Source organism: Methylobacterium sp. NEAU K (assembly GCF_030700285.1).
GTDB lineage: Bacteria > Pseudomonadota > Alphaproteobacteria > Rhizobiales > Beijerinckiaceae > Methylobacterium.
The window spans coordinates 83847-104726 of record NZ_JAUYZJ010000005.1; the positions used below are offsets into that span (position 1 = coordinate 83847).

General features: G+C 69.5%; 19 protein-coding genes. 11 read left to right on the forward strand and 8 right to left on the reverse strand.

The window, feature by feature from the left end:
• Positions 1–2 precede the first annotated feature (2 nt).
• From argS to tatC, 6 genes are all read left to right on the forward strand, one after another.
• A complete protein-coding gene (gene argS / locus Q8W67_RS05785; RefSeq protein ID WP_305542091.1) occupies positions 3–1754 on the forward strand; it encodes an arginine--tRNA ligase in 1752 nt (583 codons plus the stop codon).
• A 49-nt stretch (positions 1755–1803) separates the two neighbouring features.
• On the forward strand, positions 1804–3180 hold the full coding sequence (locus Q8W67_RS05790; RefSeq protein ID WP_305542094.1) for an SPOR domain-containing protein: 1377 nt from the start codon (positions 1804–1806) through the stop codon (positions 3178–3180).
• A gap of 241 nt (positions 3181–3421) precedes the next feature.
• Positions 3422–4429 (forward strand): beta-N-acetylhexosaminidase, encoded by a 1008-nt coding sequence (gene nagZ / locus Q8W67_RS05795; protein ID WP_305542097.1) that lies wholly within the window; start codon positions 3422–3424, stop codon positions 4427–4429.
• A gap of 144 nt (positions 4430–4573) precedes the next feature.
• Positions 4574–4849, forward strand: a complete 276-nt coding sequence (locus tag Q8W67_RS05800; RefSeq protein WP_305542100.1) for a twin-arginine translocase TatA/TatE family subunit — start codon at positions 4574–4576, stop codon at positions 4847–4849.
• Positions 4850–4952: 103 nt separating this feature from the next.
• A complete protein-coding gene (tatB, locus tag Q8W67_RS05805; RefSeq protein ID WP_305542103.1) occupies positions 4953–5564 on the forward strand; it encodes a Sec-independent protein translocase protein TatB in 612 nt (203 codons plus the stop codon).
• Complete coding sequence (gene tatC, locus Q8W67_RS05810; RefSeq protein ID WP_305542106.1) at positions 5561–6361, forward strand: twin-arginine translocase subunit TatC; 801 nt, start codon at positions 5561–5563, stop codon at positions 6359–6361. The genes tatB and tatC overlap by 4 nt, the downstream gene beginning before the upstream one ends.
• Before the next feature lie 30 nt (positions 6362–6391).
• Here the strand turns inward: tatC and Q8W67_RS05815 are convergent, their stop codons facing one another.
• From Q8W67_RS05815 to tyrS, 8 genes are all read right to left on the reverse strand, one after another.
• Positions 6392–7081, reverse strand: a complete 690-nt coding sequence (locus Q8W67_RS05815; RefSeq protein ID WP_305542109.1) for a response regulator — start codon at positions 7079–7081, stop codon at positions 6392–6394.
• Positions 7078–9792, reverse strand: a complete 2715-nt coding sequence (locus tag Q8W67_RS05820) for a sensor histidine kinase KdpD (protein ID WP_305542112.1) — start codon at positions 9790–9792, stop codon at positions 7078–7080. Before Q8W67_RS05820 ends, Q8W67_RS05815 begins: the two co-directional genes overlap by 4 nt.
• 12 nt (positions 9793–9804) lie before the next feature.
• On the reverse strand, positions 9805–10410 hold the full coding sequence (locus tag Q8W67_RS05825) for a K(+)-transporting ATPase subunit C (protein WP_305542115.1): 606 nt from the start codon (positions 10408–10410) through the stop codon (positions 9805–9807).
• A gap of 14 nt (positions 10411–10424) precedes the next feature.
• Positions 10425–12536, reverse strand: coding sequence for a potassium-transporting ATPase subunit KdpB (kdpB, locus tag Q8W67_RS05830; RefSeq protein ID WP_305542118.1), 2112 nt, complete (start codon positions 12534–12536; stop codon positions 10425–10427).
• A gap of 60 nt (positions 12537–12596) precedes the next feature.
• The gene (locus tag Q8W67_RS05835; RefSeq protein WP_305542121.1) at positions 12597–12797 is read right to left on the reverse strand and encodes a hypothetical protein; all 201 of its coding nucleotides are present in this window, start codon (positions 12795–12797) and stop codon (positions 12597–12599) included.
• A gap of 3 nt (positions 12798–12800) precedes the next feature.
• Positions 12801–14516, reverse strand: a complete 1716-nt coding sequence (gene kdpA / locus Q8W67_RS05840) for a potassium-transporting ATPase subunit KdpA (protein ID WP_305542124.1) — start codon at positions 14514–14516, stop codon at positions 12801–12803.
• A gap of 19 nt (positions 14517–14535) precedes the next feature.
• A complete protein-coding gene (locus tag Q8W67_RS05845; protein WP_305542127.1) occupies positions 14536–14625 on the reverse strand; it encodes a K(+)-transporting ATPase subunit F in 90 nt (29 codons plus the stop codon).
• A 332-nt stretch (positions 14626–14957) separates the two neighbouring features.
• Positions 14958–16229 (reverse strand): tyrosine--tRNA ligase, encoded by a 1272-nt coding sequence (gene tyrS / locus Q8W67_RS05850; RefSeq protein ID WP_305542130.1) that lies wholly within the window; start codon positions 16227–16229, stop codon positions 14958–14960.
• A gap of 124 nt (positions 16230–16353) precedes the next feature.
• Between tyrS and Q8W67_RS05855 the strand changes: the two genes are divergently transcribed.
• The 5 genes from Q8W67_RS05855 (at position 16354) to ribB (ending at position 20875) form a co-directional block, all read left to right on the forward strand.
• Positions 16354–17493, forward strand: coding sequence for an anhydro-N-acetylmuramic acid kinase (locus tag Q8W67_RS05855; RefSeq protein WP_305542133.1), 1140 nt, complete (start codon positions 16354–16356; stop codon positions 17491–17493).
• Between the two features lie 69 nt (positions 17494–17562).
• Positions 17563–17982: a hypothetical protein gene (locus tag Q8W67_RS05860; protein WP_305542135.1), complete on the forward strand. Its 420-nt coding sequence runs from the start codon at positions 17563–17565 to the stop codon at positions 17980–17982.
• Positions 17979–18602 carry a DUF3578 domain-containing protein gene (locus Q8W67_RS05865; RefSeq protein ID WP_305542138.1) on the forward strand — a complete coding sequence of 208 codons (624 nt, stop codon included), beginning with the start codon at positions 17979–17981 and terminating at the stop codon, positions 18600–18602. The genes Q8W67_RS05860 and Q8W67_RS05865 overlap by 4 nt, the downstream gene beginning before the upstream one ends.
• A 60-nt stretch (positions 18603–18662) precedes the next feature.
• Positions 18663–19763 (forward strand): chorismate synthase, encoded by a 1101-nt coding sequence (gene aroC / locus Q8W67_RS05870; RefSeq protein ID WP_305542141.1) that lies wholly within the window; start codon positions 18663–18665, stop codon positions 19761–19763.
• 35 nt (positions 19764–19798) lie between these two features.
• Entirely contained in the window at positions 19799–20875 is a 1077-nt protein-coding gene (gene ribB / locus Q8W67_RS05875) for a 3,4-dihydroxy-2-butanone-4-phosphate synthase (RefSeq protein WP_305542144.1), read from the forward strand.
• Positions 20876–20880 lie beyond the last annotated feature (5 nt).

Genomic DNA, 20880 nt, shown 5'->3' on the forward strand with positions numbered 1-20880 from the left:
CAATGAACATCTTCGCCCTGTTCGAGGCACGCGTGCGCGAGGCCGTGGAGGCGCTGACCCGAACCGGCCAACTGCCCGAGGGCCTCGACCTCGGGCGTGTCGTCGTCGAGCCGCCCCGGGACACGTCGCACGGCGACCTCGCCACAAACGCCGCGCTGGTGCTGGCGAAGGAGTCCAGGACGAACCCGAAGGCGCTGGGCGAGGCACTGGCGGCGGAACTCCGCACGGACCCGCGTATCGTGGAGGCGAGCGTCGCTGGACCGGGCTTCATCAACCTTCGCCTGGTACCTGAGATCTTCCACGCAGTCGTTCGCAGCGCGCTCTCCGAGCCGGAATCCTTCGGTCGGGCGCAGCTGCCGGGTGGCGCGATCAACGTCGAGTACGTCTCGGCCAACCCGACGGGGCCGATGCATGTCGGCCACGGGCGCGGCGCCGTGTTCGGCGACGCCCTTTGCAATCTCCTGGTCGCTGCGGGGCGGCAGGTCACGCGCGAATATTACATCAACGATGCGGGTGCCCAGGTCGACGTGCTGGCCCGCTCCGCCTATCAGCGCTACCGCGAGGCCCTGGGCGAGCCGTTTGCGATCGCAGACGGGCTCTATCCGGGCGACTACCTCAAGCCCGTGGGCACCCGGCTCGCCGAGAACCACGGCCGAGCGCTTCTCGATCAGCCGGAGGCAGAGTGGCTGCCGGTCGTCCGCGAGACCGCGCTCGGCATGATGATGGACATGATCCGGGCCGATCTCGCGGCGATCGGCATCCGCCACGACGTCTTCTTCTCCGAGAGGACGCTCCAGGACAGCGGTGCCGTGAAGGCGCTGCTCCAGGAACTGCGCGAGAAGGGCCTCGTCTATGAGGGGCGCCTGCCGCCGCCCAAGGGCCAGCTCCCAGAGGATTGGGAAGACCGGGAGCAGACGTTGTTCCGCACCCGCGAGTTCGGCGACGACAGCGACCGACCGCTCCTCAAGTCGGACGGTTCCTACACCTACTTCGCGTCGGACATCGCCTACCACCGGGCGAAGTATCTCGCGGGCGCCACGGAGCTGATCGACGTGCTCGGCGCCGACCATGGCGGCTACGTCAAGCGCATGCAGGCAGCGGTCAAGGCCGTCAGCGACGGCAAGGCGACGCTCGACGTGAAGCTGTGCCAACTGGTGCGGCTGTTGCGCGCGGGCGAGCCCGTCAAGATGTCAAAGCGCGCCGGCGAATTCGTCACCCTGCGCGACGTGATCGACGAGGTCGGACGCGACGCGATCCGGTTCATGATGCTCTACCGCAAGAACGACGCGACGCTCGATTTCGACCTCGCCAAGGTGGTCGAGCAGTCGAAGGACAACCCCGTCTTCTACGTGCAGTACGCTCATGCCCGAGTCCGCTCGGTCCAGCGGCAGGCCCGCGAGGCGTTCCCGGATGCGGACCTGTCCGGAAGCGCGCTCCTGCGCGAGGCCGAATTCGGAATGCTGACCGATCCGGGCGAGATCGAGATGATGCGGCTGATCGCCCAGTACCCGCGGGTGCTGGAGTCCGCGGCCGTTGCGCATGAGCCGCACAGAATCGCGTTCCACCTCTATGAAATGGCCTCGGCACTTCATAGTTTCTGGAACAAGGGCAAAGACTTGCCGCAATTACGGTTTGTTAATGCAACCGACCGAAAGTCGACCTGGGCGCGGCTGGCGCTCGTCGAGGCTCTGCGGAGTACTCTCGCGGCCGGCCTCGCGATTCTCGGTGTGACTGCCCCGGACGAGATGCGCTAGGCCCGTTTCGCATCGGGCCTGCGACCGGCGCTGATGTGAGGAAGCTGCCATGACGAACGCTTCGCGCGCTCAGGTCGATTTGGACGCTCTCGCGCGCGATCTGCGTCAGGATCGCGGCGGCGCCCAGGGCGGCAAGCCAGACCCGCTTGCGGAGCTTGCCCGCATCGTCGGCCAGGACGACCCGTTCCGCGCGCTGCTGGCGGCCCGTGACGAGATGCGGGGCGCGGCCGCGACACAGCCCCAGGCCAAGCAGCAGGACGGCTGGAACGGCCGGGTCGAGCCGAGCTTCGCTCCCGAGGTCGTAAAACCGAATCCCGCCGACGCCTTCGACCAGTATCTGGCCTCGGTGGAGCGCGACACCCACCAGGAGGCCGCGACCTACGGCGCTGAGGCCGAGGAGGCGCAGAACGCCGTCCCGGACTACGAGGATGGCCGCGGGCTCCGGCGCGCGAACCCACGCCGCCGTCTCGCCTCTGTCGGCGCCGGTATCGCGATCGTCGCCGTCGCCGTCACGGGTGCGCTCACCTACAAGGCCTTGCACGGCTCCGGAGGGAGCGGCGGCGTGCCCGTCATCCAGGCCGATTCCACACCCCTCAAGGTCGCCCCGAAGGTCGCCGACGGCGTCGAGATTCCGGATCAGAACCGGCAGATCTACGATCCGAAGGGCAAGTCCAAGGACGGACAGATCAAGATCGTCAACCGCGAGGAGCAGCCAATCGACGTGGCCGAGGCCGCCCGCGCCGCGCAGGGGACCGGACCCGCCGGGGGTGCCCAGAGCGGCACCACGCCGGGCAATGGCCCGTTCGAGGCGTTCGGCGAGCCGCGCCGGGTGCGCACCGTCGCGGTGAAGCCGGAGACGCCGCCTGCGCCGCCGCAGCGTGAGGCACAGGCCGACGCCGGACCCACCCCGATTCCCACGATGGTCCTGCCGACCGATGAGCCGCCGCAGGCCAAGCAGAAGCCCGGTCGCCAGGCCGCGGCGGCACTTCCGACGCCCGTGCCGGCGCCGGTCGAGGCGCCGCCGCCCCCCACTCCGGTGGAGGCGCCCCAGCCCAAGCCCGTGGCCGTGAAGCCGCCACCGAAGGCAGCGCAGCGGGTCGCGGCCGTGGTCCCGCCGTCGCCTCCCGCCCAGGACGCGCCCGATGCGGCGGCGGAAGCCGACGCCGCCATCAGGACGGGTTCCACCGGCGGCTACGCCGTCCAACTGGGGGTGCGCAGCTCCGCCGCCGAGGCGAAGGCCGCGTTCCGGCAGATGCAGGCCAAATTCGGCCAGCTCTCCGGTAAGCCGGAGCTGATCCGGCAGGCGGAGGTCAACGGCAAGACCATCTTCCGCGTCCGCGTCGGGCCCCTCGCCAAGACCGAGGCCGCGAGCTTGTGCAGCGCCCTGCAGGGCGAGGGCGGACAGTGCTTCGTGGCCAAGAACTGAACCCCGGCGACCCAGCCTCGGACTGAGACCGGCGGACGGGTTCTCGCCGACCTTCGAGGCGACCGGACGCGAGTCCGGCCAGCAACAATCGCCATCCGTCCAACCCTTCAACGGTTCGGACGCACGGTTTCGCCTTGCCGGCCCCGCGTTCCCGCCCGACTCTGCCGGCATCGATTCGCTGGATCGTCTGTTTCCTCCGCCCCACCCGTGCGGTCACCGAGAAGTCCCCCGAGAAGTCCCTATGACATCCCGTGCCTTGATCCTCGGTTGCGCCGGCAAGACGCTCTCCACCGAGGAGGCCGCCTTCTTCCGCGATGTGCGGCCCTGGGGCTTCATCCTGTTCAAGCGCAATATCGGCACGCCCGACGAGGTGCGCGCCCTGACGGCGTCGCTGCGCGACTGCCTCGGCTCCGACGCGTCGCCGATCCTGATCGACCAAGAGGGCGGCCGGGTCCAGCGCATGGGGCCTCCGCACTGGCCGGCCTACCCGGCGGGCGGCCGCTACGGCCGCCTCAACGGCAGCGCCACCGCGATGGCGCGGCTCGGGGCGCGCCTGATGGCGCACGACCTCGCCGAGGTCGGGATCAATGTCGATTGCGCACCGGTCCTCGACGTGCCGGCACCCGGAGCGCACGACATCATCGGCGACCGGGCCTATGGGTCGAGCCCGGATACCGTCGCCGAGATCGGCCGCGGTGTGGCCGAGGGCCTGATGGCCGGCGGCGTCCTTCCGGTGATGAAGCACGTGCCCGGCCACGGGCGCGCCGCCTGCGACAGCCACCACGGGCTCCCGATCGTCGAGGCAACCCTGGAGGCCCTGGCCGCACAGGATTTCAGGCCGTTCCAGGCGCTGGCCGACCTGCCGATGGCGATGAGCGCCCATGTCGTCTTCACGGCGATCGATCCCGATCGACCGGCAACCCAGTCGGCCGCCGTCATCCGGGACGTGATCCGCGGCGCGATCGGCTTCGATGGGCTGCTCATGACCGACGACCTGTCCATGCACGCGCTCTCGGGTACGTTCCGCGCCCGCACGGAGGCGGCCTTCGCGGCGGGTGTCGATGTCGGGCTGCATTGCAACGGTACGATGGACGAGATGCGGGCAGTGGCCGAGGCGGCTCCGGCGCTGGAGGGCGAGTCCGCCCGGCGGGCCGCCGAAGCGCTGGCGCGCCTCGATCACGCCTGCGACGGGCTCGACGTGCCGGCGGCCCGTGCGCGCTTCGCGGCGGCGCTTGCCCCTGCGGCCTGATCCGCGGCCTTCCACCGCGGCCTTCCACCGTCCCTGGCACCGCCTCTGCTTGTGTTCGGGCGGCGCGATCCCTAGGTTCGCCCGGAAATCTTCAACCGGTCGTGGCGTCACGCTCCCGCACGGGGGCGTTCGCAGGAGGTTGCCATGGGCAGCATGAGTATCTGGCACTGGGTCATCGTTGCCGTCATCGTGATGCTGCTGTTCGGGCGCGGCAAGGTCTCCGACCTGATGGGTGACGTGGCCAAGGGCATCAAGGCGTTCAAGAAGGGCATGGCCGAGGACGAGACGCCCCCGGTGAGCCAGCCGGCCGCTGCTCCGCCGAGCGAGCCGGTCCGGACGATCCCGCACACCGCCGAGACCAGCCCCGGCACGGCGATCCCCGCGAGCCACCTGCCGGGCGGCGAACGCAAGCCTGTTTGAGAGCCTGCCGGTCTGAGGACTGTCAGGGCGCGCGCGCTGGTGTAGAGCCTGACGGGGGTTCGGGCTCGGGTCCGGATCCCAGGACAGCAGGACCGTCGACGACATGCTGGATATGAGCTGGGGCGAGGTGATGCTGATCGGCGGCGTCGCCCTCATCGTCATCGGGCCGAAGGATCTGCCGAAGGCGCTTCGCACCGTCGGGCAGATCACGTCGAAGCTGCGCCGCATGGCCGGCGAGTTCCAGATGCAGTTCAACGAGGCGATCCGCGAGGCCGAACTCGACGAGGTCCGCCGCGAGGTGGACGGCATCCGCAACACCGTCCGTAACGCCAGTTCCGGGTTCAACCCGGTTCAGACGATCCGCGACGAGTTGAAGGGCGCCGTCGAGGGGCGTGTCGCCAAGGTCGGCCCCGAAAGGCCTGATCCCGACGCGACTGGCGCCGGATTGCCGGCGCCGGAGTCCCGCTCTCTCGCAGACGCCACCGCACAGCTTCGAGCTGAGCAGGAGGCCGCCGCGCCCGGCGGGCCGGAGCAGGCCGCAGAGCCAGCGTCCGGGGCAACCGCAGCGCATCCGCAGCCGCCGCAACTCGCCGCCGTTCCTGAGGCGCCGCTTCCGGTCCCCGGCTCGGTCGACGATCCGTTCGGTCCCCCGCCGGAGCCGGCGACCACGCACGATTCCCCGATGGACCCGAAGAACGGCGCCGCCGCCCGATGATCAGCGAAGCGGATGAGGCCGAGATCGAGGCGTCGCGGGCGCCCCTGCTCGAACATCTGATCGAGCTGCGGTCGCGACTGATCAAGTCGCTGATCGCCTTCGTGGTGATGTTCTTCGGTTGCTTCTTTTTCTCGCGCGATATCTACAACGTGCTGGTCTATCCGTACGTGTCGATCGTGGGCGCGCAGAACGCAGAGCTGATCGCGACGCATTTCCTCGAGCAGGTCTTCACCAACATCAAACTCAGCGTCTTTGGGGCGGCGTTCCTCGCTTTCCCGGTGATCGCCACGCAGATCTATGCCTTCGTGGCGCCCGGCCTGTACCGCAACGAGCGCAAGGCCTTCCTGCCCTACCTCGTGGCCACGCCAATCTTCTTCGTGCTGGGCGCGCTGGTGGTGTTCTTCCTGGCGATGCCACTGCTGATCAAATTCTCGGTGTCGCTGCAGCAGGTGGGCGTCGCGGGAGAGCCGACGATCAAGCTTCTGCCCAAGGTCGACGAGTATCTCTCGCTGATCATGACGCTGATCTTCGCCTTCGGCATCGCGTTCCAGCTGCCGGTCATCCTGACCCTGCTCGGCCAGATCGGGATCATCGACGCGGCCTTCCTGCGCGAGAAGCGCCGCTACGCCATCGTGCTGGTCTTCGTTGCCGCCGCCGTGCTGACGCCGCCGGACGTGATCTCCCAGCTCTCGCTCGCGGTGCCGATGCTGCTCCTCTACGAGGCCTCGGTATTCTCCGTTGCCCGCGTCGAGAAGCTGCGCGCGGCGCGGCGGGTCGCCGATGGGCTCGATCCGTAGGAGCCAGCCGAGCGATCCGGCAGCCTCCCGTCATGACTCCGGCGCGCGCAGGCGGTAGCCGACCCCGGTCTCGGTGAGCAGGTAGCGCGGACGCTCCGGGTCCGGCTCCAGCTTCTGGCGCAGCTGGCGCATGTACACGCGCAGGTATTGCGGGTCCGACGAGGACGGTGCGTGTCGCATGAGCTGCGCGTGGGTCAGGACCTTCCCCGCGTGCTGCACCAGCACGCGGAGGAAATCGTATTCCCGCGGTGACAGTTTTACCTCGCGTTCGCCCAAGCGCACGATCCGGCGCACGAGATCGACCGACAGGTCGTCGAGCCGGAATACCGGCCGCTCGCCCTGCATGGCGAGGCGGTGGCGGAGCGCAGCGCGGATACGGGCCAGCAGCTCGTTCATGCCGAAGGGCTTGGTGACGTAGTCGTCCGCCCCGAGATCCAGGGCCTCGACCTTGCCGCGCTCATCGTCGCGGCTCGACAGCACGACGACGGGCAGGTCCGGCCACCGCTCGCGGATCGCGGACAGCAGCGCATGGCCCGCCATGTCGGGCAGGCCGAGATCGAGGATCGCGAGGTCGACGCCGCCGCCGGCCAGGGCTGATAGGGCCGACGCGCCGTCCGCGGCCTCCACCACCGCGTAGTCCTGCGTGCCGAGGCCGGTGCGGAGCAGCCGGCGGATAGGTGGCTCGTCGTCGATCACGAGGATGCGGGCTGGCGCGCTCACGCGGCACTCTCCAGGGCAGGGCGGTCCGGCACAGGCAGGATCACGGTGAAGACCGCACCCGTGCGGTCCGGGCGATTCCCGGCGGAGATCGTGCCGCCCATCGCCTCGACGAAGCCCCGAGCGATGGCGAGACCCAGCCCGGTGCCGGCGCGGACGCGGTCGCCTTTGCGGACCCGGTAGAACTTGTCGAACACGCGCTCCCGATCCTCCTCGGCGAGACCCTCCCCCTCGTCCAGGATCTCGATGCTCACGCGTTTGCGCTGTGTCCGCGCCCGTATCGTGACGCGGCTCCCCTCGGGCGCGTATTTGGCGGCGTTGTCGAGCAGGTTGACCAGCACCTGCTCGAACAGCACCGCATCGAGGTCGAGCGGCGGCAGATCGGGGCCGAGGTCGAGCACCACCCGCTCGGGGGCGAGCGTGCGCTCGACCCGTTTCAATGCCGTGGCGACGATCTCGCCGAGATCGTGAAGCCCGCGGTTCGGCGCCACCGCTCCGGCTTCCAGGCGGGTCATGTCGAGCAGGTTGGCGATGAATCGGTTCAGGCGTTCCGCCTCTGCAATGACGGTGCCGATGAGGTCCGCCTTGGCGTCGGGATCGAGGCCCGCGTCGAGGTCGCGCAGGGTCGTGGCGGCGCCGAGTACGCTGGCAAGCGGCGTCCGCAAGTCATGTGAGATGGAGGTCAGCAGCGCCTGCCGCAGGCGCTCGGTCTCGGCGGAGCGCTCGGCCCGGTCGAGATCTTCCACGAGGTGGACGCGCTCGATGGCCAGCGCCCCCTGGTCGGCGAGCGCGTCGAGGAGGCGGCGGCTATCGGGGGTCAGCAGGGGTCCCTGGCCGTCGGCGTCGATGCCGACCACCCCGATGATGCCGCGACCGGTTCGCATCGGCAGGAACAGGCGCTTCGCTCCCGGCAGGGTATCGGCGCCGCGGCCGGCCGGCCGGTCGTTGTCGAACGCCCAGCGGGCGGCGGCGAGGTCCGCCTCGTCGAGGGTGTCCTCGGGCGGGTAGCCGGCGCGCACGCCGAGGGTGCCGTCCTCCGGCAGGATCAGCACGACCCGGACCTTCAGCATCGCGGCGACCTGATAGGCGGTCGCCCACAGAACGTCGTCCAGGGTGCCGCAGCTCGCGAGCTTGCGGCTGAAGCCGTAAAGAGTCTCGGTGGTCCGTGCGCGCGAACCGGCAATCAGCGCCTGCTCCCGCGTCCGCGCCGTGAGGTTCGAAACCAGCACGGCGACCACCGCGAAGAAGAACAGCGCCGCGATGTTGGTCGGGTCGGCGATGGTGAAGGTGTAGAGGGGCGGCAGGAAGAAAAAGTTGTAGGCAAGCGACGAGGCCGCGACCGCGACGAGCGAGGGATAGAGGCCGAAGCGGACCGCCACCGCCACCACCGCGGTGAGGAAGACGAGGTCCACGGTCTCGATCCCGACCAGCGGCTGGACCAGCTCGGCGAGGCCGAGCGAGGCTGCTACCGCAGCGAGGGCGATCACCAACGGCAGCGCCCAGGGCCGCTTCTCTCGGGCCGTGCTCACGCGCTGCCCGAGCTTCGGGACGGCTGCGCCGACCTGATCTCCGGCAATCACGTGGACGCTGATCGCACCGGAGCGCCGCACGAGTTCGTGCACCACCGAGCCGTGGAGAATCTCGAACAACCGCGAGCGGCCCGACTTGCCGACCACGATGTGGGTGACGTTCTGCGTCTCTGCGTAGGCGATCACGGCTTCCGCGATGCTCTCGCCGATGCCCGGCACGGTCACGGTCTCGCCGCCGAGTCGGTCGGCCAGCCGCAGGGTCTCGGCCAGCCGGTCGCGGGCCGGCTCGGGCAGCGTCGCCGAGCGCCTCGTCTCCACCGCGAGCGCGATGAACGGGGCACGCAGCCGGTCGGCGAGCCGCTTGGCGTAGCGCACGAGTCCGGGCGCCGAGGCATCGTCACTGACGCAGACGAGGACGCGCTCGCCTGCGGCCCAAGGGCCGGCGATGGCGTGCGCCTGCATGTGGGTGAGGAGCTGCGCGTCGACGCGCTGGGCGGTTGCCCGCAGCGCCAGCTCGCGCAAGGCCGTGAGATTGCCGGGCGAGAAGTAGCCGGCGAGGGCCCGCTCGGCGTGGTGGGGCAGGTAGACCTTGCCGGCCTTCATCCGGGCCATGAGTTCGTCGGGCGCGAGATCGACGACCTCGATGTCGTCCGCCGCATCCAGCACGGCGTCCGGCACGGTCTCGCGGACCCGCACCCGCGTGATCTGCGCCACGACGTCGTTCAGGCTCTCGACGTGCTGGATGTTGAGCGTGGTGTAGACGTCGATCCCGGCCGCCAGGATCTCCTCCACGTCCTGATAGCGCTTCGGATGGCGCGAGCCCGGAGCGTTGGTGTGGGCGAGCTCGTCGACCAGCGCCAGCGCCGGTCGGCGGGCGAGCAGCGCGTCGAGATCCATCTCGGCGAGGCTGCTGCCCTTGTAATCGACCTGTCGGCGGGGAAGCATCTCGAGCCCCCGGAGCAGCTCCTCGGTCTCGCCGCGGCCGTGCGTCTCCACGACGGCCGCGACCACGTCGATGCCGTCGCGCAGGCGAGCATGCGCCGCCGTCAGCATCTCGTAGGTCTTGCCGACACCAGGAGCGGCGCCGAGGAAGATCTGCAGGCGGCCGCGCACGCCGCCCGCCCGCCGCGTCTGGGCCAACAGCGCGTCGGGCGAAGGTCTGGTGTCGCGCCGGCTCTCGGGCATGGGGCGTTGTAGCTAGCCCGGCGGCAGGGCGTCGAGGGCGAGGTTCAGTTCCAGCACGTTCACGCGCTTCTCGCCGACCACGCCGAGGAGCCGGTCCGCGGTGTTGGCAGCCACCAGGGCGCGCACGCGAGGCTCGGGCAGGCCCCGGGCCCTGGCGACGCGGGGAACCTGGAACTCGGCCGCCTCCGGGGAGATGTCCGGATCGAGCCCGGAACCGCTGGTCGTGACGAGGTCGACGGGGATCGCGCTGCCGGGATTGTCGGATCTGAGCGTCTCAAGGTCCCCCTTGATCCGCTCGGACAGAGCCGCGCTGGTCGGCCCGAGATTGGCGCCGCCGGAATTGGCGGCGTTGTAGGGCACCGGGATTGTCTTAGTCACATCGGCCGGGTCCGGTGCGGTCGTCGCCGAAGGGCGGCCGTGGAAGTAACGGGCTTCGGCGAAGGGCTGGCCGATCAGACGCGAGCCGACGACGCGGCCGCCGCGCTCGATCAGGCTGCCTTCCGCTTGCCGGGGGAGGAGGGTCTGCGCCAGTCCGGTGACGGCCAGCGGATAGGCGAGACCGGTGATCGCCGTCAGAGCGACGATCAGCACGAGGGCGGGACGGATAAGGGTGATCATGGCGGTAGATCCGGTCAGACGAGGTGGAGGGCGCTGACCGCGAGGTCGATCGCCTTGATGCCGACGAACGGCACGAGGATGCCGCCGAGCCCGTAGATGGCGAGGTTGCGCCGCAGCAGCGCCCCGGCACCGACGGCCCGGTAGGTGACGCCCCGCAGGGCCAGCGGGATCAGGGCCACGATGATCAGCGCGTTGAAGATGATAGCCGAGAGGATCGCACTCTGCGGCGAGGCCAGCCCCATGACGTTGAGGGCCTGGAGCTGCGGATACAGCCCGAGGAACATCGCCGGGATGATGGCGAAGTACTTCGCCACGTCGTTGGCGATGGAGAAGGTCGTCAGCGCCCCCCGTGTCATCAGCAGCTGCTTGCCGATGCCGACGATCTCGATGAGCTTCGTCGGGTCGGAATCGAGGTCGACCATGTTGCCGGCCTCGCGGGCCGCGACCGTGCCGGTGTTCATGGCGACGCCGACATCCGCTTGGGCCAGTGCCGGGGCGTCGTTGGTGCCGTCGCCGCACATGGCCACGAGCTTGCCGCCGGCCTGCTCGCGCCGGATCAGCGCAAGCTTGTCCTCGGGTGTGGCCTGGGCGAGGAAGTCGTCGACGCCGGCCTCGGCGGCGATCGCCGCGGCGGTGATAGGGTTGTCGCCGGTGATCATCACTGTGTGGATGCCCATGCGGCGCAGCTCCGCGAAGCGGTCCCGGATGCCGCCCTTCACGATGTCCTTGAGGTGGATCACCCCGAGGAGCTTGCCGTCGCGGGCGACCGCGAGCGGTGTCCCACCGGACTTGCCGACCGCATCCGCGATTGCGCGCAACTCCTGGACGATGTGCGGATCGATGTCCGACCGGTAGGCGAGGGCGGTGTTGGAGCGCGGCATCGGCGCGGGACCCGCATCCAGCGACGCCGTGATGGCGTCGACAGCGCCTTTGCGGATCGACACGCCGTCGAGGTCGACGCCGGACATCCGCGACTGGGCCGTGAACGGCACGAAGGTCGCGTTGAGGCTCGCCATGTCGCGGGCGCGGATGCCGTAGCGCTCTTTGGCGAGCACCACGATCGAGCGGCCCTCGGGGGTCTCGTCCGCCAGGGAGGCGAGCTGGGCTGCGTCGGCAAGCACCTGTTCGGAGACGCCGGTGACGGGCCGGAACTCCGTGGCTTGGCGATTGCCGAGGGTGATCGTGCCGGTCTTGTCCAGAAGCAGCGTGTCGACGTCGCCCGCCGCCTCGACGGCCCGGCCCGACATGGCGAGCACGTTGAAGCGCACCAGCCGGTCCATGCCGGCGATGCCGATCGCCGAGAGCAGCGCGCCGATCGTCGTGGGGATCAGGGTGACGAACAGGGCGACCAGCACGATCAGCGGGATGGCGCCGCCGGCATAGGTGGCGAAGCTTGGAATGCTCGCCACCGCGAAGACGAACACGAGGGTCAGGCCGGCGAGCAGGATGTTCAGGGCGATCTCGTTCGGGGTCTTCTGGCGCGACGCGCCCTCGACCAGGGCGATCATGCGATCGATGAAGGTCGATCCCTGCGCGGCGGTGATGCGCACCCGGAGCCAGTCGGAGAGCACTTGCGTGCCGCCGGTCACCGCCGAGCGGTCGCCGCCGGATTCACGGATTACCGGAGCCGATTCACCGGTGATCGCCGCCTCGTTGACCGAGGCCACGCCCTCGATCACCTCGCCGTCGGAGGGGATCAGGTCGCCTGCCTCCACAAGGACGACATCCCCAACCTTGAGGGCGGTGCCCGGTACCGTCTCGTAACCGGTGCGGCCGCCGCCGGGACCGGCGGAGGCGCCGCTCAGGCGCTTGGCCTGGGTTTGGGTCCGGGTCTGGCGGAGCGAGGCGGCCTGCGCCTTGCCGCGGCCCTCGGCCAGTGCCTCGGCGAAGTTTGCGAAGATCAGGGTGAACCACAGCCACAGGATGATCTGCCCGGAAAAGAGCAGGTCCGCACCGCCGGTGGCGATGTCGCGCACGAACAGAACGGTGGTGAGGGCCGCGACGACCTCGACCACGAACATCACCGGGTTTCGGATCATCGTGCGGGGATCGAGCTTGCGCAGGGAGCCGACGAGCGCGGGGCCGACGAGGGCCGCGGTGAACAGCGAGGATTGGGTACGGGCCATGACGGGGTGTCCGAACAGGGGGCTGGGCGGCCCGGCGCGGCGCCGGGTCTGCGTGCGTGGTCAGGGGGCGAGGGTTCGCCCGAGCATGGCGGCCGCGGCGGCCAGGGCGAGGCCGCCGAGCAGCGCGACGCCGAGGAGCGCCAGGATCAGGTCTGAGGTCCTGGCGGCCGCGGCCGCCGGCCGGCCGCTCCGAGGGGGCGGCGACCGGTGCGGCATCAGCCGATGGCGCGGGACCCGCCGCGGCGGGATGACGTGGCGCATGGCTCAGCCCCCCGTGGCGAAGGTCTGGCCGGCCGCGCCCGCGAGGTGCTCGACGATCGGTCCGAGCGCCAGGGATGGAAAGAAGGTCAGGCCGCCGACGATCAGGATCACCCCGACCAGCAGCCCGATGAACAGGCCGCCATCCGTCGGGAAGGTGCCCGCCGAGGCCGGGACCGTTTTCTTGGCCGCGAGCGACCCGGCGATGGCGAGCGCCGGCACGATCACGAAGAACCGCCCGACCAGCATGCCGGCAGCCAGCATCGTGTTGTAGAACAAGGTGTTCCCCGAGAGCCCGGCGAAGGCCGAACCGTTGTTGGCCGCCGCCGAGGTGAAGGCGTAGAGGATCTCCGAAAAGCCGTGCGGTCCGGCATTTGCGGGGCCCGCGAGCCCGGCCGCCACGACGGTGGCGACGGCGGTGCCCCCGAGCATCATCAGCGGCAGGCACAGGATGGCCAGCATCGCCATCTTCACCTCGCGCGCGTCGATCTTCTTGCCGAGGTATTCCGGCGTGCGCCCGACCATGAGGCCGGCCACGAAGATCGCGACGATCACGAAGACCAGCATGCCGTAGAGCCCGGCGCCGACGCCGCCGACGATGATCTCGCCAAGCTGCATGTTGATGAGCGGGATCAGGCCGCCGAGCGCCGTGAAGGCGTCGTGCATGGCGTTGACCGCGCCGCAGGACGCGGCGGTGGTGACAACCGCGAAGAGCGCCGAGCCGACGATGCCGAACCGGACCTCCTTGCCCTCGAGGTTCCCGCCGGTCAGCCCGAAGGCGTGGAGCACGGAGCTGCCGCTCGCCTCGGCCCAGTAGGTCACAGCGGTTCCGGCGAGGAACAGCACCGCCATTGCCGCGAGGATCGCCCAGCCCTGCTTCTCGTCGCGGACCATGCGGCCAAACACGTTGGTGAGCGCTGCCCCGAGCGCGAAGATCGAGACCATCTGGACGAGGTTCGACAGCGCCGTCGGATTCTCGAACGGATGGGCGGCGTTGGCGTTGAAGAAGCCGCCGCCGTTCGTGCCGAGCATCTTGATCGCGACCTGGCTGGCCACGGGACCGACCGCGATCGTCTGCTTGGCGCCCTCCAGTGTCGTCGCGTCGATATACGGCTGAAGCGTCTGCGGGATGCCCTGCCACACCAGGAACAGCGCGTAGGGCACGCAGAGCGGGAGCAGCACGTAGAGGGTGCAGCGGGTGACATCGATCCAGAACGAGCCCACCGTTTTGGCCGAGGCGCGGGAGAAGCCGCGGATCAGCGCGACCGCCAGGGCGATGCCGGTGGCGGCGGAGAGGAAGTTCTGGTGCGTCAGCGCCAGCATCTGGGACAGATACGAGAGCGTGCTCTCGCCCCCGTAATTCTGCCAGTTGGTGTTCGTGACGAAGCTCGCCGCCGTATTGAAGGCGAGGTCTGGCGCGACCTCTCCCTGGCCAGCCGGGTTGAAGGGCAGCACGGTCTGGAGGCGCAACAGCCCGTACAGAACCAGGAAGCCGAGCGCGTGGAAGAGCAGCATCGCCACCGCGTAGGACTGCCAGTCCTGCTCGTGGTCGGGACGGATGCCGGCCACGCGGTAAAGCCCGCGCTCGACGGGGCCGAGCACGGGCGAGAGGAACGTGCGCTCGCCGGTGAAGACGTGCGTCATGTACAGACCGAGCGGACGCACGAGCGCCAGCACGATCGCGCAGAACAGCGCGATCTGGATCCAGCCGTTGATGGTCATGGGTGAGTTCTCGCGTCGCTCAGAACCGCTCGGGGCGGACGAGGGCGTAGGTGAGGTAGACGAAGAGCAGAGCGGTCACGGCACCGCCGAGTATGTAATCGAGGGTCATGTCAGCCTCACAGGCGCACGCAGACCGCGGCGTAGGCCGCGGCGAGTGCGAAGAAGGCGAGACCTGCCGCTACGAAGACGAGGTCGAGCATCGGCTGAGGGCTCCGGCCCGCGCCGCGTCCGTTCGGGGATTCGATCGGTGCGCCGCGCTGACCCGGACATGCTCGCGTCTCCGTGAGGATGCGAGACGATCAGCGGGTCCGGCGCGTTAGGATCGCATAAGGAAACGACCCATCCGACGCGCGGCCCATCGCAATACGGCGCGCCTGCTCCCTCGTCATCGGGAGGTGACGCGCCGTCGAGCCGCTCGGTTGGGAATGCGGCGTTCGAAGCCTATTCGGCGCGCAGCAGCACGTGCCGCTTCTTGCCGAAGGACAGCTTGATCACGCCGTCCTGAGTCAGGTCCGCAAGCCTGAGCAACGCCTTCTCGTCCGTCACCGGCACGTCGTTGACGCGCAGGCCCCCACCCTTGATCTGCCGTCGCGCCTCACTGGTCGAGGGCACGAGCTTGGCGATCTCCGGCCCGAAGGCCGTCAGTACGCCAAGCCCCGCCTCAAGAGCTGCCGCGGGCACGGTGACGCTGGGCAGGTCAGCGGCCAGCGTCCCCTCCACAAAGGTCTTCCGCGCCGTCTCGGCGGCGGTCTCAGCGGCGTCCCGGCCGTGCATCAGCGCCGTGGCCTCGGTGGCGAGCACCATCTTGGCCGCGTTGATCTCTGAGCCGGCGAGGGCGGCGAGCCGCGCGATCTCGCCCATCGGCAGCAGCGTGAACAGCCTGAGGAAACGGGCCACGTCCGCGTCCTCGGTGTTCCGCCAGAACTGCCAGTAATCGTAGGGCTTCAGCATCTCCGGGTTGAGCCAGACGGCGCCGGCAGCGGTCTTGCCCATCTTGGCGCCCGAGGACGTGGTCAGCAGCGGGCAAGTCAGCGCGTAGAGCTGCGGCGTTCCCATGCGCCGGCCGAGATCGATGCCGTTGACGATGTTGCCCCACTGGTCCGAGCCGCCCATCTGCATCACGCAGCCGTAGCGGCGGTTCAGCTCCACGAAGTCGTAGGACTGGAGGATCATGTAGTTGAATTCCAGGAACGAGAGTTCCTGGTCGCGCTCGAGGCGCAGGCGTACGCTGTCCATCGACAGCATCCTGTTCACCGAAAAGTGGCGGCCAACGTCGCGCAGCATCTCGATGTAGTTGAGCTTTGTCAGCCACTCGGCATTGTCGACCATCACGGCGTCGCCGGCCCCCTCGCCGAAGCGCAGGAACCGGTCGAAGGTCTTGCGGATCTCGGCCTTGTTGGCGTCGATCTGCTCCACCGTCAGGATTTTACGGGTCTCGTCGCGGCCGGAGGGGTCGCCGACCCGGGTGGTGCCGCCGCCCATCAGCGCGATCGGCCGGCCGCCGGTGGCCTGGAGCCAGTGCAGCATCATGATCGACAACAGGTGCCCGACATGAAGCGAAGGCGCCGTGCAATCGTAGCCGACATATGTGGTCAGCCGTCCCTCCACGGCCGCCGCGTCGATCCCGGCAAGGTCGGAGGTCTGGTGAATGTAGCCGCGCTCGGTCAGGATCCGCAGGAAGTCGGATTTCGGCGCGAAGCTCTCGGCGGTCATGGCAGCGGTCTCGGGTCGCGAGCCGGCGCGACAGGCCGAAGCTCTGCGTGCTAACTCGCGCTTGGGTTCAGGATACGGCGCGCTCATAGCAGGGCGTTGGCCGAAAGGCACGGGGCTGGGCGGCATGGCGATGATGCGCGCGATCGGGCTGATGAGCGGCACCTCGCTGGATGGCGTCGATATCGCGCTGATCGAGACCGACGGCGAGCAGGTCCACGTGGTCAAGGGCCACAACAACTTCCTGGAGCCGCTCGGGCCCAACGGCTATCGCGGCTATTCCGACACGGAGAAGGCGCTGCTGCGCGCCGCGACCAAGGACGCCGAGGCGGTGCTCCATCCGGGCGACCGGCCCGGGCGGCTGCCCGAGGCGGAGGCCTTCGTCACGCAGGCCCATGCCGAAGCAGTCGAGCGGTTCCTGGCCGAGAACGGCCTGAGCGCGACGGCGATCGACGTCATCGGATTCCACGGTCAGACCGTGATTCACCGGCCGGACCAGCGGATCTCGATCCAGATCGGCGACGGGCAGGCGCTGGCGGACCGGCTCGGCATAGCGGTGGTCTCGGACTTGCGCCGGGCCGACATCGAGGCCGGTGGCCAGGGCGCGCCGCTGGTGCCGGTGTTCCACAAGGCCCTGGCCGAGGCTTCGGGATTCGACGGCCCGTTCGGCATCCTCAACATCGGCGGCGTCGCCAATGCGACGCTGATCGATTCCAAGGGCGGCGTGATCGCCTTCGACACCGGGCCCGGCAACGCCCTGATCGACGAGTGGATGCAGGAGCGCGAGGGCAAGAATCTCGACGACGGCGGCCGCACCGCCGCCCGCGGCCGCGCCGACGAGCAGCTGCTCGCCTGGCTGCTGATGCACCCGTTCTTCTTTCGCCGGCCGCCGAAGTCGCTGGATCGGAACTGGTTCTCGCACAAGCTCGCTGGGCAGCTCTCCACGGAGGACGGCGCCGCGACGCTCACCGCCTTCACGGCGCGGGCGGTGGCGCGGGCGCTCGATCACGCACCCGAGATTCCGACCCGCTGGATCGTCGCCGGTGGCGGCGCGCGCAACGGCGAGCTTGTGCGTCTGCTGAATTACCATCTGCGCGCCGAGATCACGACCGCGGACGCCATCGGCTGGTCTTCCGCCTATCTGGAGGCGCAGGCCTTCGCGTATCTCGCGGTGCGCTCCCTAAAAGGGCTGCCGATCACCTTCCCGTCGACCACGGGTGTCCGCGAGGCGATGACCGGCGGCGTGCTGGCGCGGCCGAATGCCTGATCCCCGACGGTGAAACGAATGGCCGGCCGGTCGGTTGGTCCCGGACGCGTCGGAACGGGACTTGAGACCTTGGCCGAGACCCGCCTCCGCTATCACGACGGCATCGAGAGGCCGGCCCCGAAGGCGAACGAGACCGTCGGCGGCCTCATTGCGTCGATGACCCGCGAGAGTGAGACCAGAGCCGAACGCTGCGGGCGTTCCGTGGGAGCATCGCACGCCGAGGGGGCGACCCATCCGGCGATCGTGCGTTTCGCTCAGGCACCGCGCGAGCTTCCGAGAGACAGCCTCACCACCCACCGGGGCGTGGCGATCGAGGTGCTGGACGTCGCGGGCGCGGCACTGCGCGGCCACGGCGCGACGACGCAAGACTTCGTGCTCGCCACCGGCCCGGCCTTCCGAAAGCCGGACGCCAGGAGCTTCCTGGGCAGCATGAAGCACCTCGAAATCGGTACGACGGCAGGTGCGGGCTTGATGCGAGCCACCGAGTGAGCCTCGGGCATGCGCTGCGCCGGATCATCGAGGAATACCCGCTGGCCCGGCTCGACCCGCCGGCCGGCCATCCCCTGGCCTCCGTGATCCGGCGCGGCGCACCCGACGAGCTGCGCGCGGCTCTTGAAACGATCGACGGCCCGTTCCTGGTGAAGGGCAGCCCGGGGCGCGGCAGCAACTGGGCGGCCGTCCCCTGGGTGGCCGTTTTCGATCCCGCCATCACCACCAGCGCCACGCGCGGCTACTACCTCGTCTACCTGTTCCCGGCGCACCGCGAGGTGGTCCATCTGTCCCTGGCGCAGGGCACCGTGGCGGCGATCCGGGAGCACGGACCTGCGGCCGGTCCCTACCTGCGCGCCAGCGGCGACGCGCTTCGATCCCGGCTTACCGACTTCGCCGACCGGCTGCCGAACGCGACCATCACCCTCGGCAGCACGGGCGAGCTTCCGGAGGGCTACGAGGCCGCCCACATCTTCGGCCTCACCTACGGCCTCGACGATCTCGGCGACGAAAGCCGCCTGCGGGCGGATCTCGCCGTCGGGGTGGCGGCTTATCGGGCGCTGAAGGCGCGGGGCGGTCTTCAGCGACAAAAGGCGCTCATTGATTCGAGGCCGGCCTAGAACCCTGCCGCGCGGAGGCGGTTTGTGCCCCCGGCGCTCCCGCGCTAGACGGGCCGCGTCATGTCTCACAACACCTTCGGCCACCTGTTCCGCGTCACGACCTTCGGCGAGAGCCACGGGGTCGCGCTCGGTTGCGTGGTCGATGGCTGTCCGCCCGGCCTTCCGCTGGGAGCGGAAGAGATTCAGGCCGAACTCGACCGACGCAAACCTGGCCAGTCGCGCTTCACCACGCAACGCCGCGAGCCCGACCAGGTGAAGATCCTGTCGGGTGTTTTCGCTGACGACCGCACAGGCGGCCGTCAGTACACCACCGGCACGCCGATCGCGCTGATGATCGAGAACACGGATCAGCGCTCGAAGGACTATTCGGACATCCGCGACAGCTACCGGCCCGGCCACGCCGACTACACCTACGACGCCAAGTACGGCATTCGCGACTATCGCGGCGGCGGGCGTTCGTCGGCCCGCGAGACGGCGGCGCGAGTGGCGGCCGGTGCGGTGGCGCGCAAGGTGATCCCCGGCGTGACCATCCGGGCGGCGCTCGTCCAGATGGGCCCGCATGTCATCGACAGGTCTCGCTGGGACTGGGCCGAGGTCGGCAACAACCCGTTCTTCTGCCCCGACGCCGAGGCTGCGGCCCTCTACGAAACATACCTCGACGGAATCCGGAAGGACGGCTCGTCGGTGGGTGCCGTGATCGAGGTGGTGGCCGAGGGTGTTCCGCCCGGCCTCGGAGCCCCGGTCTACGGCAAGCTCGACGCGGATCTCGCCGCCGCGATGATGTCGATCAACGCCGTCAAGGGCGTGGAGATCGGCGACGGCTTCGCCGCCGCTGCACTCCGCGGCGAGGCCAATGCGGACGAGATGCGGGCCGGCAACGACGGCCGCCCGCGCTTCCTGGCCAACCACGCTGGCGGGATCCTCGGCGGCATTTCCAACGGCGAGCCGGTGGTGGTGCGCTTCGCCGTGAAGCCGACCTCCTCGATCCTGACGCCACGCCGCTCGGTGACCCGCGACGGCGCCGAGGTGGATCTCGTCACCAAAGGCCGCCACGATCCCTGCGTCGGCATCCGCGCGGTGCCGGTGGCGGAGGCCATGATGGCCTGCGTGCTGGCCGATCACTATCTGCGCCATCGCGGACAGGTCGGGCAGCAACCCTGAACCCGGCCCCGGTACCAAACGATTCGAGATTGCCCGTGCCCCACTGCACCGTCACCGAGGCCATCGCGGCCTTCGCCCGCGGCGAGATCGTCGTCGTCACCGACGACGACGATCGTGAGAACGAGGGCGACCTCGTTGTCGCGGCCTCGCTCTGCACGCCGGAGAAGATGGCGTTCATCATCCGCAACACGTGCGGCATCGTCTGCGCACCGATCACCCAGAGCGAGGCGCGGCGGCTGCACCTGGCCCCGATGGTCGCCTCGAACGACGCGCCGCTCGGCACGGCCTTCACGGTCACGGTCGACGTGAAGCACGGGCTCACCACCGGCATCTCGGCCGAGCAGCGCTGCAACACGGTGCGGGCGCTCGCCAACGGCAACATGGGCGCTGGCGACTTCGTGCGCCCCGGCCACGTCTTCCCTCTGATCGCCCGGGATGGGGGCGTTCTGATGCGCTCGGGCCATACCGAGGCCGCGGTCGATCTGTGCAAGCTGGCCGAGCTGCCGCCCGTCGGTGTGATCTGCGAACTCGCCAACGACGACGGAACCGTGATGAAGGGGCCGCAGATCGAGGCCTTCTCGGAGACGCATGGGCTGAAGCGGGTCTCGGTGGCCGACCTCATCGCCTACAGGCAGGCACGGGACAGGCTGGTGGAGCGGGTCGGGCATTTCCCGGTTCGGTCGAGCCACGGCGACATGACCGCCTATGTGTTCTCGACCCCGTTCGAGACGATCCAGCAATTCGCCTTTGTGACGGGCGAGATCGGCGACGGGCGTGACGTGCTGGTGCGGCTGCACCGCTCCAACGTCGCCGCCGATGTGATCGGCGGCGGCAAGCAGATCGACGCGGTGCTGAAACGCTTTGCAGCTGCGGGCCGCGGAGTGCTGGTCTACCTGCGGGACGGCACCGCGGGCGTCCCGCTGAAGAGCGTCACCGAGGAGGGCACGGAGGCCCAGCGTGCCCGCCAGTGGCGCGAGGTCGGCCTGGGCGCGCAGATCCTGCGGGATCTCGGCGTGGTCTCGATCCGCAACCTCGCGACCTCGTCGCGCTCCTATGTCGGTCTCTCGGGTTTCGGCATCGAGCTGCTGGGCGACGAGCCGCTGGAGGGCTGAACCGC

What these genes read in the sequence shown, in the direction of transcription:
- kdpB (WP_305542118.1), bottom strand. Translation starts at nt 12,536, where the DNA reads ATGGCCCGTACCCAATCCTCGCTGTTCACCGCGGCCCTCGTCGGCCCC.
- Q8W67_RS05845 (WP_305542127.1), bottom strand. Translation starts at nt 14,625, where the DNA reads ATGACCCTCGATTACATACTCGGCGGTGCCGTGACCGCTCTGCTCTTC.
- tatB (WP_305542103.1), top strand. Translation starts at nt 4,953, where the DNA reads ATGCTGGATATGAGCTGGGGCGAGGTGATGCTGATCGGCGGCGTCGCC.
- Q8W67_RS05820 (WP_305542112.1), bottom strand. Translation starts at nt 9,792, where the DNA reads ATGCCCGAGAGCCGGCGCGACACCAGACCTTCGCCCGACGCGCTGTTG.
- aroC (WP_305542141.1), top strand. Translation starts at nt 18,663, where the DNA reads ATGTCTCACAACACCTTCGGCCACCTGTTCCGCGTCACGACCTTCGGC.
- Q8W67_RS05835 (WP_305542121.1), bottom strand. Translation starts at nt 12,797, where the DNA reads ATGCGCCACGTCATCCCGCCGCGGCGGGTCCCGCGCCATCGGCTGATG.
- kdpA (WP_305542124.1), bottom strand. Translation starts at nt 14,516, where the DNA reads ATGACCATCAACGGCTGGATCCAGATCGCGCTGTTCTGCGCGATCGTG.
- Q8W67_RS05790 (WP_305542094.1), top strand. Translation starts at nt 1,804, where the DNA reads ATGACGAACGCTTCGCGCGCTCAGGTCGATTTGGACGCTCTCGCGCGC.
- tatC (WP_305542106.1), top strand. Translation starts at nt 5,561, where the DNA reads ATGATCAGCGAAGCGGATGAGGCCGAGATCGAGGCGTCGCGGGCGCCC.
- Q8W67_RS05800 (WP_305542100.1), top strand. Translation starts at nt 4,574, where the DNA reads ATGGGCAGCATGAGTATCTGGCACTGGGTCATCGTTGCCGTCATCGTG.
- argS (WP_305542091.1), top strand. Translation starts at nt 3, where the DNA reads ATGAACATCTTCGCCCTGTTCGAGGCACGCGTGCGCGAGGCCGTGGAG.
- Q8W67_RS05855 (WP_305542133.1), top strand. Translation starts at nt 16,354, where the DNA reads ATGGCGATGATGCGCGCGATCGGGCTGATGAGCGGCACCTCGCTGGAT.
- Q8W67_RS05825 (WP_305542115.1), bottom strand. Translation starts at nt 10,410, where the DNA reads ATGATCACCCTTATCCGTCCCGCCCTCGTGCTGATCGTCGCTCTGACG.
- nagZ (WP_305542097.1), top strand. Translation starts at nt 3,422, where the DNA reads ATGACATCCCGTGCCTTGATCCTCGGTTGCGCCGGCAAGACGCTCTCC.
- tyrS (WP_305542130.1), bottom strand. Translation starts at nt 16,229, where the DNA reads ATGACCGCCGAGAGCTTCGCGCCGAAATCCGACTTCCTGCGGATCCTG.